17 protein-coding genes are annotated in these 15857 nt (G+C 64.7%); 7 read left to right on the forward strand and 10 right to left on the reverse strand.

Annotated features, from left to right (window positions below):
- Window positions 1-46 precede the first annotated feature (46 nt).
- The 3 genes from ACP69V_RS08225 to ACP69V_RS08235 are packed head-to-tail and all read right to left on the reverse strand — an operon-like array spanning window position 47 to window position 4089.
- Entirely contained in the window at window positions 47-2257 is a 2211-nt protein-coding gene (locus ACP69V_RS08225; protein WP_426023425.1) for a GumC family protein, read from the reverse strand.
- Between the two features lie 26 nt (window positions 2258-2283).
- Window positions 2284-3564, reverse strand: a complete 1281-nt coding sequence (locus ACP69V_RS08230) for an outer membrane beta-barrel protein (RefSeq protein WP_426023426.1) — start codon at window positions 3562-3564, stop codon at window positions 2284-2286.
- Window positions 3565-3588: 24 nt separating this feature from the next.
- Window positions 3589-4089: a hypothetical protein gene (locus tag ACP69V_RS08235; protein WP_426023427.1), complete on the reverse strand. Its 501-nt coding sequence runs from the start codon at window positions 4087-4089 to the stop codon at window positions 3589-3591.
- A 159-nt stretch (window positions 4090-4248) separates the two neighbouring features.
- Here ACP69V_RS08235 and ACP69V_RS08240 point away from each other — a divergent pair, with 159 nt between their 5' ends.
- The gene (locus ACP69V_RS08240) at window positions 4249-4530 is read left to right on the forward strand and encodes a hypothetical protein (RefSeq protein ID WP_426023428.1); all 282 of its coding nucleotides are present in this window, start codon (window positions 4249-4251) and stop codon (window positions 4528-4530) included.
- On the opposite strand, the gene ACP69V_RS08245 is transcribed toward ACP69V_RS08240, so the two are convergent.
- Window positions 4524-5135 (reverse strand): hypothetical protein, encoded by a 612-nt coding sequence (locus ACP69V_RS08245; RefSeq protein WP_426023429.1) that lies wholly within the window; start codon window positions 5133-5135, stop codon window positions 4524-4526. The genes ACP69V_RS08240 and ACP69V_RS08245 overlap by 7 nt on opposite strands.
- A gap of 192 nt (window positions 5136-5327) precedes the next feature.
- Between ACP69V_RS08245 and ACP69V_RS08250 the strand changes: the two genes are divergently transcribed.
- Window positions 5328-5903, forward strand: coding sequence for a polysaccharide biosynthesis/export family protein (locus tag ACP69V_RS08250; protein WP_039245948.1), 576 nt, complete (start codon window positions 5328-5330; stop codon window positions 5901-5903).
- Between the two features lie 301 nt (window positions 5904-6204).
- Window positions 6205-7047, forward strand: a complete 843-nt coding sequence (locus ACP69V_RS08255) for a cell wall hydrolase (protein WP_426023430.1) — start codon at window positions 6205-6207, stop codon at window positions 7045-7047.
- A gap of 210 nt (window positions 7048-7257) precedes the next feature.
- Here the strand turns inward: ACP69V_RS08255 and ACP69V_RS08260 are convergent, their stop codons facing one another.
- The 3 genes from ACP69V_RS08260 to ACP69V_RS08270 form a co-directional block, all read right to left on the reverse strand.
- The gene (locus ACP69V_RS08260) at window positions 7258-7425 is read right to left on the reverse strand and encodes a hypothetical protein (RefSeq protein ID WP_426023431.1); all 168 of its coding nucleotides are present in this window, start codon (window positions 7423-7425) and stop codon (window positions 7258-7260) included.
- Window positions 7426-7498: 73 nt separating this feature from the next.
- Entirely contained in the window at window positions 7499-8509 is a 1011-nt protein-coding gene (gene galE / locus ACP69V_RS08265; protein WP_426023432.1) for a UDP-glucose 4-epimerase GalE, read from the reverse strand.
- 108 nt (window positions 8510-8617) lie between these two features.
- Window positions 8618-9541 carry a glycosyltransferase family 2 protein gene (locus ACP69V_RS08270; RefSeq protein ID WP_426023433.1) on the reverse strand — a complete coding sequence of 308 codons (924 nt, stop codon included), beginning with the start codon at window positions 9539-9541 and terminating at the stop codon, window positions 8618-8620.
- 192 nt (window positions 9542-9733) lie between these two features.
- Here ACP69V_RS08270 and galU point away from each other — a divergent pair, with 192 nt between their 5' ends.
- On the forward strand, window positions 9734-10612 hold the full coding sequence (gene galU / locus ACP69V_RS08275; protein WP_426023434.1) for a UTP--glucose-1-phosphate uridylyltransferase GalU: 879 nt from the start codon (window positions 9734-9736) through the stop codon (window positions 10610-10612).
- Between the two features lie 343 nt (window positions 10613-10955).
- On the opposite strand, the gene ACP69V_RS08280 is transcribed toward galU, so the two are convergent.
- Window positions 10956-12035 (reverse strand): glycosyltransferase, encoded by a 1080-nt coding sequence (locus ACP69V_RS08280; RefSeq protein ID WP_426023435.1) that lies wholly within the window; start codon window positions 12033-12035, stop codon window positions 10956-10958.
- A 182-nt stretch (window positions 12036-12217) separates the two neighbouring features.
- Here ACP69V_RS08280 and ACP69V_RS08285 point away from each other — a divergent pair, with 182 nt between their 5' ends.
- The gene (locus tag ACP69V_RS08285) at window positions 12218-13291 is read left to right on the forward strand and encodes an acyltransferase family protein (protein WP_426023436.1); all 1074 of its coding nucleotides are present in this window, start codon (window positions 12218-12220) and stop codon (window positions 13289-13291) included.
- Here ACP69V_RS08285 and ACP69V_RS08290 read toward each other — a convergent pair.
- Both ACP69V_RS08290 and ACP69V_RS08295 read right to left on the reverse strand, forming a co-directional pair.
- The gene (locus ACP69V_RS08290; RefSeq protein WP_426023437.1) at window positions 13248-14075 is read right to left on the reverse strand and encodes a metallophosphoesterase family protein; all 828 of its coding nucleotides are present in this window, start codon (window positions 14073-14075) and stop codon (window positions 13248-13250) included. The two genes, ACP69V_RS08285 and ACP69V_RS08290, sit on opposite strands and share 44 nt — an antisense overlap.
- Window positions 14076-14299: 224 nt before the next feature.
- Window positions 14300-14434 carry a hypothetical protein gene (locus ACP69V_RS08295; protein ID WP_276202867.1) on the reverse strand — a complete coding sequence of 45 codons (135 nt, stop codon included), beginning with the start codon at window positions 14432-14434 and terminating at the stop codon, window positions 14300-14302.
- Between ACP69V_RS08295 and ACP69V_RS08300 the strand changes: the two genes are divergently transcribed.
- Both ACP69V_RS08300 and ACP69V_RS08305 read left to right on the forward strand, forming a co-directional pair.
- Window positions 14412-15134, forward strand: coding sequence for a transglutaminase-like cysteine peptidase (locus ACP69V_RS08300; protein ID WP_426023438.1), 723 nt, complete (start codon window positions 14412-14414; stop codon window positions 15132-15134). The two genes, ACP69V_RS08295 and ACP69V_RS08300, sit on opposite strands and share 23 nt — an antisense overlap.
- A gap of 142 nt (window positions 15135-15276) precedes the next feature.
- Window positions 15277-15618, forward strand: a complete 342-nt coding sequence (locus tag ACP69V_RS08305) for a helix-turn-helix domain-containing protein (protein ID WP_426023439.1) — start codon at window positions 15277-15279, stop codon at window positions 15616-15618.
- Window positions 15619-15857: the final 239 nt, after the last annotated feature.

Genomic DNA, 15857 nt, shown 5'->3' on the forward strand with positions numbered 1-15857 from the left:
AGCGCACGGATCGACGACCGGGGAACAGGCAGCCCCGACCAGCGCATCAGTTTGTGTAATAGCCCTTGTAGGCGGTGTAATAGTAGCCGGGATCGCCGTAGCCGTACCGCGCCTGTTCCTGCATATCGACCTGGGTCAGAACCGCGCCGGCGACCGTCGCGTCGGACTGTTCGAGCGACCGCAGCGCCGCCTCCGCAGCCTTTGCAGGCGTCTTGCGCCAGCGCGTCAGGAACATGACCGCGTCGGCCTGACTCGCCAAGACCCGGGTCTCGGCCACCGCCAGCACGGGCGCAGTGTCGAGGATGACCATGTCGAAATCCTCGCGCAGACGGCTGAGCAACGCCGCCATCTCCGGCGTATTGAACACTTCACGCGGCGTGAAATCCCGCTTGGCAGTGGGGAGAACCCAGGCGCCGGAGGCCTCGCCTTTAAGGAGCACGTCCGCGAGCGTCATGGATCCGTCCAGAACGTCCAGGAGACCGTGGTCGGCGTCCACGCCGAGGAGCCTGCTGACATTGCGACGGCGGATGTCGCAGTCGACGATGACGACCTTCAAGCCCGCCTGGGCCGCCGAGATCGCCAGACAGACCGCTGTCGTGGTCTTGCCTTCCCCGGGCAGCGCAGAGGTCACCACGACGACTTTGGCGGACGACCCCAGTTTGGCGTACATGATCGAGGTCCGAAGGGTCCGGAAGGATTCCGCGAAGGCAGACAGCGGCCGGTTGAGAAGATACTCCGTCGGCGCCATGCGCCGGTCCTTGCGGTCGGCGATCGACATCATCAAGGGCACGGTTCCGAGCATCGGAAGACCCAGCCGACGCTGGACGTCCTCGCTCGTGATCAGACCGTCATCCATCAGTTCGACCAGGACCACGGCGGCCAGACCGCACCCCAGGGCCAGGATGAACCCAAGAACCAGGTTGACCGGCACATTCGGCGAGCTCGGCGCGCCGGAAGCCTGGGCCGCCTGGAGAAGGCGGCTGTCCGCCGTCTCGTTACCGGACTGGTTGGTCGTCTCCTGATAGCGTTCGAGCAGTCCCTCGTAGAGCGTGCGGACGCTCTGGGCGTTCCGCTCCAGTTCGTTCAGCCGCACGCTCGCGGCGTTGTTGCTGGCGAGCGTGCCCCGGGTACGACCCAAGGTCGATTGCAGCGACGCCGTGCGGTCGCGAGCGACTTGAACGCGCGCTTCCAGGTTCGAGATGACGCGTTGGATTTCAGCTTGAATCTGGCCGTCGATGGCGGCGAGTTCCTGGCGCGCCCGCAGGAGTGCGGGCCATTCCGGTCCATAGCGCGCCTGAAGGTCCGCAACCCGCGCCGCAACTGTGGAGCGTTGGCCGCGCAGCTGTCCGACGACCGACGACTGCAGCGCCTCGCCCACGTCGCCGCCGGTCGAGCCACGCGCCAACTGGCTGCGCGCGGCGCGGAGCCGCGCCTCCTCAACCGCCTGATCGGCCTGAGCCGTGGCGAGCTGCTGATTATAGGTGGACACTTCCTGCTCGGTGAGCGTGGCTCCGGAGGAGGTCAGGAGGTTATTGGCGGAACGATAGGCTTCGACGGCCGCCTCAGCCGACTGAACCTCGCCGCGAAGCTGGTTCAGACGCGCCTCAAGGAAGGTGTTCGCCTGGCGGTTGGCCCCGCCCTTGTCCGACACCTGATTGGCGATGTACTGGCCCGCAAAGGCGTTGGCGATCCGCGCCGACTTCTCGGGATTGAGCGAGGTGAAGTTGACGCCGATGATATAGGTCAGACCCATCCGCTGTACGGTCAGACCGCCGCGAAGCGCCGAGGCCGCACGTTCGCGTCCGAGCTGAATCGCCTCGGGCGTGGTCGGCGGGGTCGGCCTGGGCAGAGCCTTGCCTTGGACCTTGGCAATAAAGGCGCCCAGGCCGCCGGGCTCGCGGAGCACCCAGTTGAACTCCGGGTCGTTCTCGAGCCGGAGCACTTCGGCGACCTGTCGCGCCAGATCGCGGGACTGCAAGACCTCGACCTCGGAGTCCACCACCCCTGTTTCCGCAGGCAGGTTTGAAAGGACCTGCTGCGAGTCCAGAACCTGGGACTGTCGCACATTGAGCATGACCTGCGCCTGAGCGGTGTAACGCGGCGTCGCGCGAGCCGTCACCAGCAGCGCGGCCAGGAAGACAAGCAAGGCGACGCCGCCGAACAGGCGAACCCGGCGTCGGAAGATATTGATCAGGTTGCGAAGACTGAACGCCTCGGCGGCCGAGGGGGAAGCAGACGGGACACCGGTTTCGGTCATGATTGCCTTGAGGATCTTTTACGGCGTCAGTACTGGAGCACGAGAGACAGAATAAATCGGTGGGCCGCGTAGTCGTTGATCGCCGCCGCGCCCGATGATTGGCGGGTTTCGTAAGCGTAGCTGCCGGTGACGCCAACGGACCGGTTCAGGAGATAGGTGGCGCGCAGCCCGCCATAGTAGGTGTCATTCTGACGATCGAGGGTGTCGAATTCCTCAACAAGTTTGCCGACGCGACCCTCGACGATGATATTGCGTCGAAACTCGTAATCCACAGTCCCTTCGAGACGGGTCGTGAGGATGCCGGCCGAGCCTATGATGCCGGAATCGACGACCGAGCGGTTCGCATTCACCCCGAGGGTGACCAAAGGCGTGATAAAATAGTCCAGCCGTCCCCGCCCGCTGAAACCATCGAGCTTGCCATACAGTGGATTGTCGAAGCTCTGCGAGATGTAGCCCAGCCCGACGTCGCCTCGGACAAGCGCGCCAAGCTCGAAGTTGGCGCCCGCCAGCAGATTGACGCCGTCAGAGTTCCGCAACGGCGTCAGAACGTCGCCGTTGTCGAAGCGTCTCTGGTTACCCTCGAACTGCAGAAACACCGCCGTCGCCGGGCTGATGGCGTAATCGGCCCTCACCGAGGCGGTGGTCGTGGTCTGGTCGCGAGTGTTCTGGGGAACGACCACCCCGGAGTTGGAAATCCCGTCCTGGTAATCGTAGGTTTGAACACCCGCCGTCCCGACGAGACGCAGCCTGTTGAACGTCCAGGTCGAACCCAAAGTGCCGCCATAGCGATCGTATTCGATGGGCTCAGCGATTGAGGCGGGCGTGTTGGACGCCGTACGCGGCTCGACTTCGCGCGCGTAGTTGAGATCGCCGCGGATGTTGCGTCCGCGCTGGATGTCGTACCGCCCGGCGCCGCCGACGGCCCAGGTTTCGGTGTTCTCGGAGTCGTTGTCGAGGTATCGCGTAATCTTGCCCCGCGCGTATCCGGTCACCGAGTGCCGTCCCCAGTCGCTCTCGACCTCGACCTCCGGCGACAGGGTGATGATGGTGTCGGAGATTTCGTTCTCGTCCGTCGCCAGCACATTGCTGTCATAGCCGGCATCCGCCTGAAGTTTCGGATAGGCGAGCCAAACGCCCGCCCGTGCGCCCAGCGCCTCATATTCCGGGTGAGGTCTCTCCTTCACGGAGACGCCGCGATCGCGCGCGAAAAGATCCGCCGCCTGGGCATGGGCGGCGCCCGCCCCGAAGGAGGCGGCCGCGATTGAACCCAGCCCTGCGGCCAGAGCGGTGTATCTCAGCATCATCATTGCATCCCCCAGTATCTTTTTGTCTCAACCGCCCACCGGCGAGCGGTAGTCCGCGCCGCCGCCGCCCGGCGTCGACGGCGGCGGCGGCGTGGCGACGCCGCCCTCCCCCACGGTCGCGGCCGGTCCCGATCCGATCGCGCGCTCGATGCTGGCGGCGACGCTGGCCAGACCGGCGCACCCCCAACGGTTCCAGTCGCTGTTCTCGAACACGCACCGCTCTTCCGCGATGGCGAGCCGCACGGACGCCAAGGCCTGGACGGGAGCGACGTCGGCGGTGACGATGATGTCTGCGAGCGTCGTGACCACGCCGGATTCTTGCGGATCGGCCGCAGCATTGGGCCGCGCGCGCGCAAGCGCTTGCCGGATTGCAGCCGTGAGCGCCGGCGACGCCGCGTCAGCCTCGACAGGCGCGCTTTGGTCCGTCCGGGCCATGGTCGGCGCGATCGTCTGGGCGGCGAGCGCGGTGGCGACGCCGCACGCCGCAATCACCGACGTCAGCGCTGCAAAGCGCAGATAGTGAGTCATAACTCTGTCTCCCGAGAGCTCTTGTCCCACGGCGATACACGTCTCTCGTGCAAAACCCAACACCAACGCTATCTGATACTGGACAAAACCCCCGCTATCGCCTTTTGTGCGCAATCAGCCGCCGGGGGGACCGGGGTCCTCCTGCAACTGAACATCGCCATGACACGCGAAGAATTCGCCCGCCGGTGGCTCAAGCCGGCGATCGGCGAGACCCGAGACGCGCCGCCCGCCCCTCGCCGCATTCGGCTGACCGAGGCGCCCAGCCGAATGTTCAGAGAGACGGCGCCGCAACCCTCGCGGCTTCTCAAAGTCGGTCGCTTCCTCAAACAGTGGACGATGATCGGCCTGGCCGGGGCGATCCTGTTCACGGGCATGGCGGTGGTCGTCCTGAAACTGGCTCCGTATGTCACGGACTATGCGGCGACCTACCTCGACTATTGAACCGGAGGCGGCGTGGCCGACGGGCTGGCCTCGGCGAGACGCAGCTGTTCGAACATCAGGACGGCCACCATACGCCCCTGCGGCGAAGCAACCGACTCGGGCAACTCGCGCATGGCCCATCCGTGCCTCGGAAACGCCGCCGTAAGTTCCGCCCGCGCCCGGTCTCGAAGATCAGTCGGCAGGTCCGGCCAGTGTTCGAAGACGAACCGCAGCCGCCACGACGAGGCGTCAGGCCCGAGCGGCTCCAACGCGTAGCTTCGGCGCAGAGCCTCGATCGCGGCGGCGTTCAGAGGCCCGGCGCGCAGTCCTTCGAGATAGGCGCGTCGAAGATCGGGTTCGGCGTCCGCTGGCAAGGCCGACCGCTCTCGCTCGACCTTCGCAAGCGCGCGCTCGAGCGTCGGGGCGTCGGCGATGCGCGATGGCGGCGCAGCGCCGTCCTGCACGGCCGCCGCCAGGACGGCCGCGCCGATACCAACCAGAGCAAGCAGAACCCAGGCGCCGACCCCGACGCCGTCTCTGGCGATTGCGACCCGCACCAGGCCGACGATCCGCGTGACCTTGCGTTCCGACGTGCGGCTGCGGCGTCTCGAATGTGTCTTGCGCATCCCGGACATCCCCGTCCCTGTCGATCCGTTCGGACTTGAAGAGCCCCATGCGACAGCGGCGACAGCTTGTCGAGCAGCCAGCAGCCTGAAGCCGACATGATTTGGCGCTGCTTTCGGTCAAAGGCCAAACAAACCGCGACCGTTGTCATGTTGGAGGTTGAGATTCCCCGCGCTTCGGATGACGATACGCCCATGTCCAAGATCATCCTCAGCCGCCGCCGTCTCCTTGTCGCCGCCGGCGCTCTGTCGCTCGCCGGCTGTCAGTCCGTTCCGCCGTCCGAAGACACGCCGACGGGGAGCCGGACGGTCGGCGACTATGAACTGGACTCGGGCGACAAGATTCGACTCAGCGTGTTCGGCGAGGAAGAGCTTTCCGGGGAGTTCGTCGTCAGCGGCGCAGGGATCCTGTCCATCCCCCTTGCCGGCGACATCCCCGCAAAAGGGCGGACCATCACGGACATACAGCGGGCCGTGGAAGAATCGTTGCGCGCCCGGTACATCCTGAACCCTCAGGTCAGTGCGGAAGTCCTGACCTACCGGCCCTTCTACATGCTCGGCGAAGTCAACAAGCCTGGAACCTATCCCTACGCCGCCGGCCTGACCGTCCTGAACGCCGTCGCCACGGCGGGCGGTTTCACCTACAGGAGCGACGATCGCCGCGTCTATATCCGGCGGGATGGCAGTTTGAGGGAGGAGGCCTTCTCGCTTACGTCCAGCTTGCAGGTCGCGCCGGGCGATACGATTCGGATCGCCGAACGACTGTTCTGAAGCCGCCGGAACCCTGGCACGACATCTGCTGTCTTTGGGTGGCGCGGCCAGCCTCTGGCTCTGAACAGGACGCCGGCCGATGGACGACCATCATCTCAGCGTGAACGCCTATATCCGAGCGAGACGCGTTCGGATCATCGGTTCGGTGCTCGTCGGAGGTCTCCTGGCGGCTGTTGCGACCCTGTCTCTGATCACGTCCGATGCGTGGCGGTCCCGCTTTGAGCATGTGTTCGAACCGCTTCCGGGGCTCCTCTACGCGCCGCCAGCCGAGGATTTGAGTCTGACGACTGCGGATAATCCGGTGCCCCTGACCTTCCAGGCCATCGATCGCAGCGATGCGTATCGCTATAATGCCTCCATACCGGTGAGCGACGAACCTCTCGAACCGGCTGCGCCTTTCAGTCTGCCCTCGACGCTCAGCCGCGTGGAGCGCGACCGGGCCTTCAACTGCCTGATCCAGGCGGTGTATTACGAAGCCGGCTCAGAGGGGAGCCAGGGACAGCGCGCCGTGGCCCAGGTGATCCTGAACCGGATGCGCCATCCCGCCTTTCCGTCCTCCGTTTGCGGCGTGGTCTATTCGGGTTCGCAACGCGCCACAGGATGTCAGTTCACCTTCACCTGCGACGGCTCGCTCGCGCGCGCGCCCTCGGCGGCGGGATGGGCGCGGGCCCGTCAGGTCGCGGCGGCCGCGCTGTCTGGTTATGTTGAAAGTTCCGTCGGACAGGCCACGCACTACCATGCCTTATATGTCGCGCCTTACTGGAGCCCATCGCTCCTGAAGGTGGCGAACATCGGAGCCCACACCTTCTACCGTTGGAAAGGGTGGAACGGAAAACGCGCCGCCTTCGTCAGTCCCTACGCCGGGCGCGAACCGGTGGTCAGCGGACGGATGACGGCTGAGGTCGATCCCGGAGCCGAAAGCCCGGCGGAGCCCGAGGTCATGATCGCGCCTCCAAGCGCAGGGTCTCCGGAACCAGTTGTGGCGCCAATCGACATCCCCCAGCCGCAGATCGTCGCGCCTGCGCCGTCCCTGCCGACCTCGTCTCAACCCTCGGTCCAGACGGCCCCACCCCCGCCCGCCGAGGCGGTGACGGCGGCTCCGGCCGAACGTCCGAGGCGGCGGGTGGCGAAGCCCAGTTGGTGAGCCCAATCAAAAGAGCCGCCGCGCTCCGTAAACCGACACATCGGAACTCCTGAGGCGGACGGCCCAGGCTCCAACCGTCGATCGTCGCCGGCGCTCCTGGCGCGCCAGGATCCGGCGTCGGTCCGACAAGCGGTCAACGCAGGCATCAGCGATTCAAGACGGTCCTTCCTCCAGCATCCTCCGGGATCCGAACCGAAGAAATGACATCCGTCAGCCCAGGAGGAAGAATGGCGCGAGGATGAGCGACCACAGCAGCAGCGAACTGCCCACGACAAAGACCAGCGTACGGCGGGCAGACCATTTCTGGTCGGGCGCTTCAGCCGGTCTCGGGAGCGAGGCGACGCGCTCAAGAGCGCGCTCGAATGAAATGTCAGCCATGGATCCTCCCGCCGTGGCCAACTGGATAGACCACGAAGGTGAAGGCCCGGCGAACAGGCAGGGTTAAGCGGGATTAGCCCTGCCTGGCATGCCAGCGCCAAGCGCTGCGGACGATGTCATCGAGGCTGCGCGTCGGACGCCATCCCAGTACGGTTCTGGCCCTCGTGCTGTCGGCGACAAGGCACGGGGCGTCGCCAGGCCGGCGCGCCACGACCTCCACGGGAAGAGGACGATTGGTGGTGCGATGAATGGCTCCCACGAGCTCCCGAACCGTGGTCCCTTCCCCCGTTCCGAGGTTGAAAACAGTGGTTGCGCCCCCTTCAAGAAGGTAGCGAAGCGCACGCACGTGCGCATCCGCGAGATCCAGGACATGGACATAGTCACGGACCGCCGTGCCGTCCCGAGTGTCATAGTCGTCGCCGAACAATTTAAAGCCGTCGCGCAGGCCGAGGGCGGTTTCAAGCGCCAAGGGGATGGCATGGGTCTCGGGTTCGTGGCTTTCGCCGATGCGCCCGGCCTCGTCCGCCCCGGCGGCATTGAAGTAGCGCAGGGAGACCGAGCGAAAGCCCGCGTAGGCGTCGTAATCCGCCAGGGCCTGCTCGATCATCAACTTCGTCCTGCCGTAGGGGTTCAACGGCGATTGGGGATGGTCCTCGTCCATCGGCAGTCGGACAGGATCGCCGTAGGTCGCGCAGGTGGAGGAGAAGACGAGCTTGTCGATGCCGCCTCGGCGAGCAGCTTCGATCAGGCTGATCGCGCCCCCGACGTTGTTGTCGTAGAATCGTCCCGGCGATCGGACAGATTCACCGACTTCGATGAGCGCCGCGAAATGCAAGACGGCGACGGGTCGATGGTCGGCGATGACCGCGTCGAGGCGTGCGCAGTCCCTGATATCGCCCCGTTCGAGCGGCCCCCACTGCACGGCGCGTTCGTGACCGTTGGACAGGTTGTCATAGACAACCGGCCGGAATCCGGCCTCCGCCAGCGCCAGACAGCAATGCGCGCCCACGTACCCCGCCCCGCCCGTCACCAGCACCGTTGGCCTGGCCTGCAACTCGCTCATTTCTTCACCTTGTTCGATCATTCCGGCCTCTGCAGGCCGTCATGGGGATGGTCTCGGCCACGTGGGTAGGACTGCAACGGTTCATGCAAGGATTTTGCGCCCGCGACAAAACCCTGACGGGTGACAGCGTCAGGCGCCGGACATCGCGTCGCGGAACCCCTTCAAACGATTGAGTTCGATGAAGTGATACAGCCATCGCCGCGATCGGCCCAAAAGGCGCCAGGCTCGATAGAGGATCGCGTGACGGACGAAGCGTCGTCTCGACGGCCGCCCGGCCGGACCTGCATTGATGAAGTCGGCCTCCCCCCTGGCCGTCAGAAACGCAGACGTAGCCGCTGCGGATTGGAAATACTGTGCGACATACGCCAGTGTCTGCCGACCCTCCGGGATGAGGTGGTTGACCACGGCGCCCGGCGCCCACCCCGCCGTGTAGCCGCGCCGAAGCAGCGCGATCATCACCTTGGTCTCTTCTCCGAGCCTTCGAAAATCTGGAGAGACACCAAGTTCCCGGTCGTAGGTTTCCAGGCGCTGCGCATCCGACCGGACGGCGAAATTGGCGCCGAACGGCAGCCGTTCGAGGTGATCCAGATCGATCGGACCGTCGGGCCGATCCGGACGCTCGGCCAAGAGCCCGCCCAACAGCGGTCGGCCCTTATGGAACCACTCGGGCGTGTCTCCGATCAGACGGGGCCGCACCGGCCCTCCAAAAAGCGCGACATCCGGCCGCGCCACAAAGGCCTTTGCATACTCTGCGAGCCATTCGGGATCGAGCAAGACGTCGTCGTCCGTCCAGCAAATATAGTCGCCGCGCGCCTGGGCGACCCCCGCGTTGCGCGCATTGGAGAGCCCTGCACGCTCCTCGCGAAAGAGGCGCAGCGGAAGCCTGTCCGCGAACCGGCCTGCAGCCTCGGCGGTTCCGTCCGTGCTGCCATTGTCGATGAGCACCAACTCCCACGCCGCACCCGAAGGCGGCGTCAAAGCGGCGGCGGATTCGAGGAACTCACCGATCTGCCGGGCGCGATTGCGCGTGCAGACGACGACGCTGATCAGCATGGAGAACCTCGATTTTTTCTGATCCGCACAGAACACTTCGACTGTGCAGCGTCAAGCCGACGCCAGGATGGCTGAGCATACCAGGCCCCGGGCCGGGAGTGCATATGCCCTAGACTTCCCCCGTAGCCCTGATATCTCAAGGCGTGACCCTAGTCATCCAGCGCGTCATCTCCCCATGAGCAAGCGAAACCCATGACCACCACGCCCGCGCGCCTGCGCAAGGCCGTACTGCCCGTCGCGGGCCTCGGCACCCGCGTTCTCCCCGGGACCAAGACGACGCCCAAGGAACTGCTGAACGTCGTCGATCGGCCGATCCTGTCTTACATCGTCGAAGAGGCGCGCGAGGCGGGGATCGAGCACATCGTCTTCGTCACCGGCCGCTCCAAGGGGGCCATCGAGGACTATTTCGATCACCAGATCGAGCTGGAAGCCCAGCTCCTGGCCAAGGGCAAGATCGAAATCCTGGAGATGATGAAAGCCGAACTGGCATCCGCCGGCGAGATGAGCTTCACCCGCCAGATGCAACCCAAGGGCCTGGGCCACGCCGTCTGGTGCGCACGCGACATCATCGGCCACGAACCGTTCGCCGTCATCCTGCCCGACGTGATCGTGGATTCGCAGCCCGGCGCCCTGAAGCAGTTGGCCGAGGTCTATGCCGAGACCGGCGGCAACATCATCGGCGTTGAATCCGTCCCCAAAGAAAAGACCCACCAATACGGCATCGTCGATCCCGTCAGCCGCGACGGCTCGCGGATCGTCATGAAGGGCATGGTCGAAAAACCCGCCCCCGGCACGGCGCCGTCCAACCTGTCGATCTCGGGCCGCTATATCCTTCAGCCGGAAATCTTCGACCTCCTGGCGACCCAGGAACGCGGGGCCGGCAACGAAATCCAGCTGACAGACGCCATGGCGCGGCTGATGCAGCACCAGGCCTTCACAGCGGTCGAATACGCCGGCGTGACCCACGACTGCGGCGACAAGATCGGCCTGCTGAAAGCCAACGTCGCCCTGGCGCTGAAACGGCCAGACCTGGGCGACGCCGCCCGCGCGGCGATCTCGGGCTTGTTCTAGCGTCGAACTTGGACTTCGGACCTACCGAATGAAGACAAAGTAAAACAGCGCGTACCATACCGCAGCGCAAAACAACGCGCCTCCACCCAGGCCAAGCAACCGCCATTTCCACCGATGCGGATCGTCATTCATTTAGCCTTAACTCTCTTACTAATGCGCCGCTTTAGAGCGAACAACAGACAGAGCGCGGAGCTTGACGTTAAATATGCATAAGCCGCAGCCACCACTAAAGACTATAGCCCAGGGCTGAGCCACGCAATCCTGGGTCACGCGATGCAGTTGCGACTATTCGACGTTCGTCAGAATTGTCCAGCAAGTCGCGCCGAGCAGACCGCCAGTCTCTTCAAATGCGGTCCGCCGCCGGATAGGCGACGGCGCCGGCGATGAGGGCCATCAAGGTCTGGACCTGATGGTCAGTGTCCAGCGCCGGGCGATCGGCGTAGTCCTTCGCACGCGCCGACACTTCCTCGTAGAGCGCTTCGTCGAACCACAGATCACGTAAGACCGCCGACCAGGTGGACACCGGGGCGTCGTAGTCGAGCACCGAGCCGCCGGCTCCGATGGCGTCTGGCAGCCCGCCGCGGTTCGAGCCGATCACAGGTATGCCGCTGCAGTGCGCTTCAGACGCCACGCGTCCCCACGCCTCCTCCCAACGGCTGGGGGCCAACAGGATGCGGGTCCGACCGTAGACCTTCGCCATGTCCGACTGCCTTCGCATGAAGGTGACGTTGCTGAGGTCGCTTGTCCGGGCGGCAAACGCTTTCAGGGCCTCGCGGCCAAGTACCCAGCTCTCGACAAACAGAAAGGGGATGTCGGGATTGTCACGCGCGATCTCGATGGCCTTACCCACCCCCTTCTTCTCATCGATATTGATGAAGGTGACAAACTCCCTGGATGTCGGTGTAGCGAAGACCGCCTTGTCGATAGCGGGCGGAATCACCACAGCCTCAATGCCGAACGCCTTTCTGTAGGCGTCCGCAGTGAAAGCCGAGTTGGCGATGAAAGTCGCTCCGGCGAGTTCCCGCGGATCGCCCGCCAGTTCGTCGAATTCGACATTATGGAGGTAGACGACGAGGGGCACCCCGTGCCTCATCAGGCTGCGTCCAATGGCGACCGATCGGTGACATTGAACCACGGCCACGTCTGGATTCCAGCCGGCGACGACCGCATCGACCGCCGCCTCGGGAGTCCAAGCCCTGAGCACGCGATATCCATGGATATGATCGACGGCATAGGCGCGTCGCGTGACCTTCAACGCCAACCGCGCCCTCAGCCCTGCCAAGCCGTCTCCGAAGAGGGCGGCGAGGACGCCGATCTCGTGCCCACGCGCCTGCAGTTCGCGGGCCAGGTGGTCGGTGTTCGACTGAACGCCGCCACTGAATTCGGGAATGTATCCGTTACCGCTGGCGAAAAGGATACGCATCGGGCCCCGTCATCTGCTGCACATCGCGACCTCGCGTGAGCGCCGCAGCGTAGCGACCCGCTCGGCGCCCTTGCAAGCCCAGAGATAGTCGCGGCGGATCGCAGGTCGCCTTGGGAGAGGGAGGCGGCGCAAGGGCACGGTTGTTGCATCGACGGTCGGGTCGAACAGAGGATTGGAACGCGATGGCAGGCGTGCAGGAATTTCAAGCCCGGACCTCGGCCGGAGGGGAACAGTTTGTAGGTGTCCAGTACGCCCGGGCGGCAGCCGCGCTGGGCGTCCTCGTATTCCACGCCGGACAGCGAAGCGGTGTGGATTTCGCCGTCGGCGCACGCGGGGTTGATCTGTTCTTCGTCATCAGCGGCTTCATCATGTGGACGGTGTCGACCCGTCGCGAGACCCGCCCCGGCGCATTTCTGATCGCGCGCCTCAAGCGCATCGTCCCGCTCTACTGGATCGCAACCCTCGCCTTGGCGATCGGCGGGCTGGCCGGCCTGTTTCCCACGTTGCGTCAGGAGCTCGGCTGGACGCACCTGATCCAGTCCCTGCTGTTTATTCCGCACATTTCGCCGGGATCCGGCCAGATCTGGCCCGTCCTCGTCCCGGGCTGGACGCTCAACCTTGAAATGTTCTTCTACGGCGTGTTTGCCGTCTGTCTCTTCCTTGCGCCGCGCGCGCGTCTGGCCGCCCTCACTTTGAGTTTCCTGGCGCTGGTCAGCATAGGGCTTATCGCCTCACCGACGGAGGCAGTGGCGGTCACCTACACTAATCCTCTGATCCTCGAATTTGTCGCCGGCGTCTGGTTGGCGGTCATCGCCCGTCGGGTCCCGTCTCCTGCGGCGCCGGCCGCAGCCCTCTTCGCGGTCGCTGGACTGACCCTCCTCTTGATCGTGCCGTTTTGGGGCGGGTTGGCGGAGAGACTGGCCTGTCTGATCGGGGCGACCCTGTGCCTTTACGGAGTTCTGTCGCTGGATCTGCGCCAAGCCACCCGGGACATCCCGCTTCTTCGCACGATGGGCGACGCCTCCTATTCGATCTACCTCTGGCACGGTGTCGCCGTCTCGATCGCCGCCGTTGTCGCCGACAAACTGGGGCTCCCGCCCCTCATCATCATCCCCGCCTCAATCGCCGGCGGCCTGATCCTCGGGGCAGCCAGCTACTTCGGCCTAGAAAAACCGATCGCGAGAGTGCTGTCACGCCCCCGCAGGGTGGACGTCAGCTCTGCGCGGCCAGATGCAGCGGGCGTCGGACAAGGCTGATTTCAGCCCCGCGACGCGCCGTTTGCAAGACATGGCGGTCAGACCCGAAAAGTCGCAACGCCGTCAGAACGCCTGTGGCGTAGGCGCCGGTATCGATCCCGATGCGGCGGTGATCAACGTGCACATGAGCGGTCGGCGTGTGCCCATGGACGACCAGCTTTTCGAACGCCTGGTCATCGTCCAGGAAACGTCGTCGGATCCACATCAGTTGGCGGGGATCTTGCTGATCGAGAGGAACGCCTGGTTCCGCACCCGCGTGTGCGAAGAAAAAGTCCCCCAGCGTGAGGCTCGCCTTTTGCGCCTGGAGAACGGCGCGATGCTCAGCCGTCAAGGCCGCATTCAAGGCTGCGCTCGCGACGCTCCAAACCTCGGCGCCGTCCGTGGAATCCGGCGGATGGACGCCGAAGGATCCTAACGCATCTCGCCCACCATACTCACACCATCCCGCGCCCAGCTCCGGCGCTTCCAAGAAGGCCTCCATACGGTCTTCGTGGTTGCCCCTGAGCAAATGCACTTCGATATCCGGCTCCCGACCGAGATCGGCAAGATAATCGAGCACGCCACGGGAATCCGGTCCGCGATCGATGTAATCGCCGAGGAAGACAATGTGCGTCTGGGCCGCCCGGGTTGCAGCGACGTCCTGCAGCACGCCCTCCATCAAGACGCGGAGAAGGTCGGTGCAGCCATGAATGTCGCCGATCGCCCAGACAAGCGTATCGGAAGGCGGTTTCGCGATCCGGGGCTCAGCGGGCGGCTTTTGAGACTTGCGACGGATGCCGAACATGCGTCGTTGATCATCGCTCCGCGCCGGATTGGCAAGCCCCGACGCCAAAAAACGACGCAGCGGAGACGGCTCACGCTAGATGTCAGAAAGGTCGACCGCAGCATTATGGTGACGACTTCGCGTTAAGCGCGCCGTAACCACTCCGATGCACAAATCAGAAACCTTACTTGTAAGGAACAGCTTGATTTCGACAGCGCATGATAACCCGATCAACCGGGAATACTTCAAGCGATGCCCCAGACCTGCAGTTCGGCAGCCTCCCTACTCATCAGCGCTGCTGCGATGGTGGTCGCCTGGCTGGGTCCGGCGGCGGCGGCCGCCGCCCAGGACGAGCCCATGCCGCTTGGCGCCTCGACCACCGCGCCCGCCGGTTTTCTGGACTTATGCCGCCGATCGCCGGACGTCTGCGCCGAGCAGGGTGTAGAGCCGACGCAGGTCTGGAGCCAAGCGCGACAGCTCTTCTGGGCTGGCGTCTTCGATAGTCCGTCCAGTGAACCCGCCGCAGTGCTCGCACCCGCGGAACGGGATCGAAGCGAGCGCCGTCCAGTTCTGTTCAGGGCCCTCGCCTCTTCGAGCCGGAATCGCTCCTGGACACCGCCGCGGCGTTCAGGACAGGCGTGGCCATCCGGAGCCGCCGCCGCTCTCCAGGATGAGGCGAGCGTGAAACTTGATCTCACAGCGAAAGACCGGGATCGCCTCGACCGTCTAAACAGGGAGATCAATCGCAACATTCGGCAGATGTCGGACCAGCGCCAGTACGGCGTAAGCGATCACTGGGCCGAACCGGGCGGCAGGGCGCCACGAGGCGATTGCGAGGATTATGTCCTGGCTAAACGGCGCGCTCTGATCGATCAGGGCTATCCGCCGACGGCGTTTTCAATCGCCCTAGTCGTGACGCCTTGGGGGGAAGACCATGCCGTCCTTCTGATGGCGACGACCGAAGGCGAGGTCGTCCTGGACAATCTCACCCCGCGGATCATGGCGTGGAATCGCACGGACTACACCTGGGTGAAACGCCAAGCGCCCGGACGGTCTCTGGCGTGGACACGGATAGGTTAGGCCAGGCGCGCAGGTGGAGCCGCGCCCTCTCCGCGGATCCGGCTCATCAACCCTACCAAACTTCGAGACCTCTTGATTAGCGCCATTCGATCGGCGCTAACTGAACGCCCGCGCGGCGCTTCCCCCGCCATCGGAGGGTAGAATGACGCATATCGCCCCTCCGGGTGCGTTCGATACGAACCTCGGCCAAGTCGTCCGGGATAGGCGAACCGCGCTCGACATGAGCCAGGATGCGCTGGCTGCCGACCTCAGCATATCTGCTCCGGTCCTGCGTCGCGTGGAGCAAGGCCTGACTTCATTGCCGGTCGCTGATCTCTTGCGTGTGGCGGGCATCCTCCAGATCGACCTGCATGCCCTGTTGCAGGAGCCTCAGATTCGTGAGCAGTCCGACGCTTCTCGTCTCGTCACAGGATGGCTGATGATCGATAGTGCGAAGGACAGACGTGCAGTCCTGGATTTCCTTCACACACTCGTGGGCGATTGAGGCGCAAACTTTCGTAGGCTTGAGACGAACGTCCGATGACGTTTTTGAGCGTGACCTGACCGGCGCCCGTGGCCGTTGCACGATCCTCCGGAAAACCGGCGGCCGCCTGATCGGAATGCAGACCTAGGCGCGGTCCCAGATCCCCATTGATCGGGTCTTGCGACATAGGGTAGGCGAACACTGCGCCCCTCCCTCGGCGCCTGGAGTCACCAACCGTGTCGAGCGTCGCTGGACGTATG

It is taken from the genome of Brevundimonas sp. PWP3-1b1, assembly GCF_049896065.1.
Classification (GTDB): domain Bacteria; phylum Pseudomonadota; class Alphaproteobacteria; order Caulobacterales; family Caulobacteraceae; genus Brevundimonas; species Brevundimonas intermedia_B.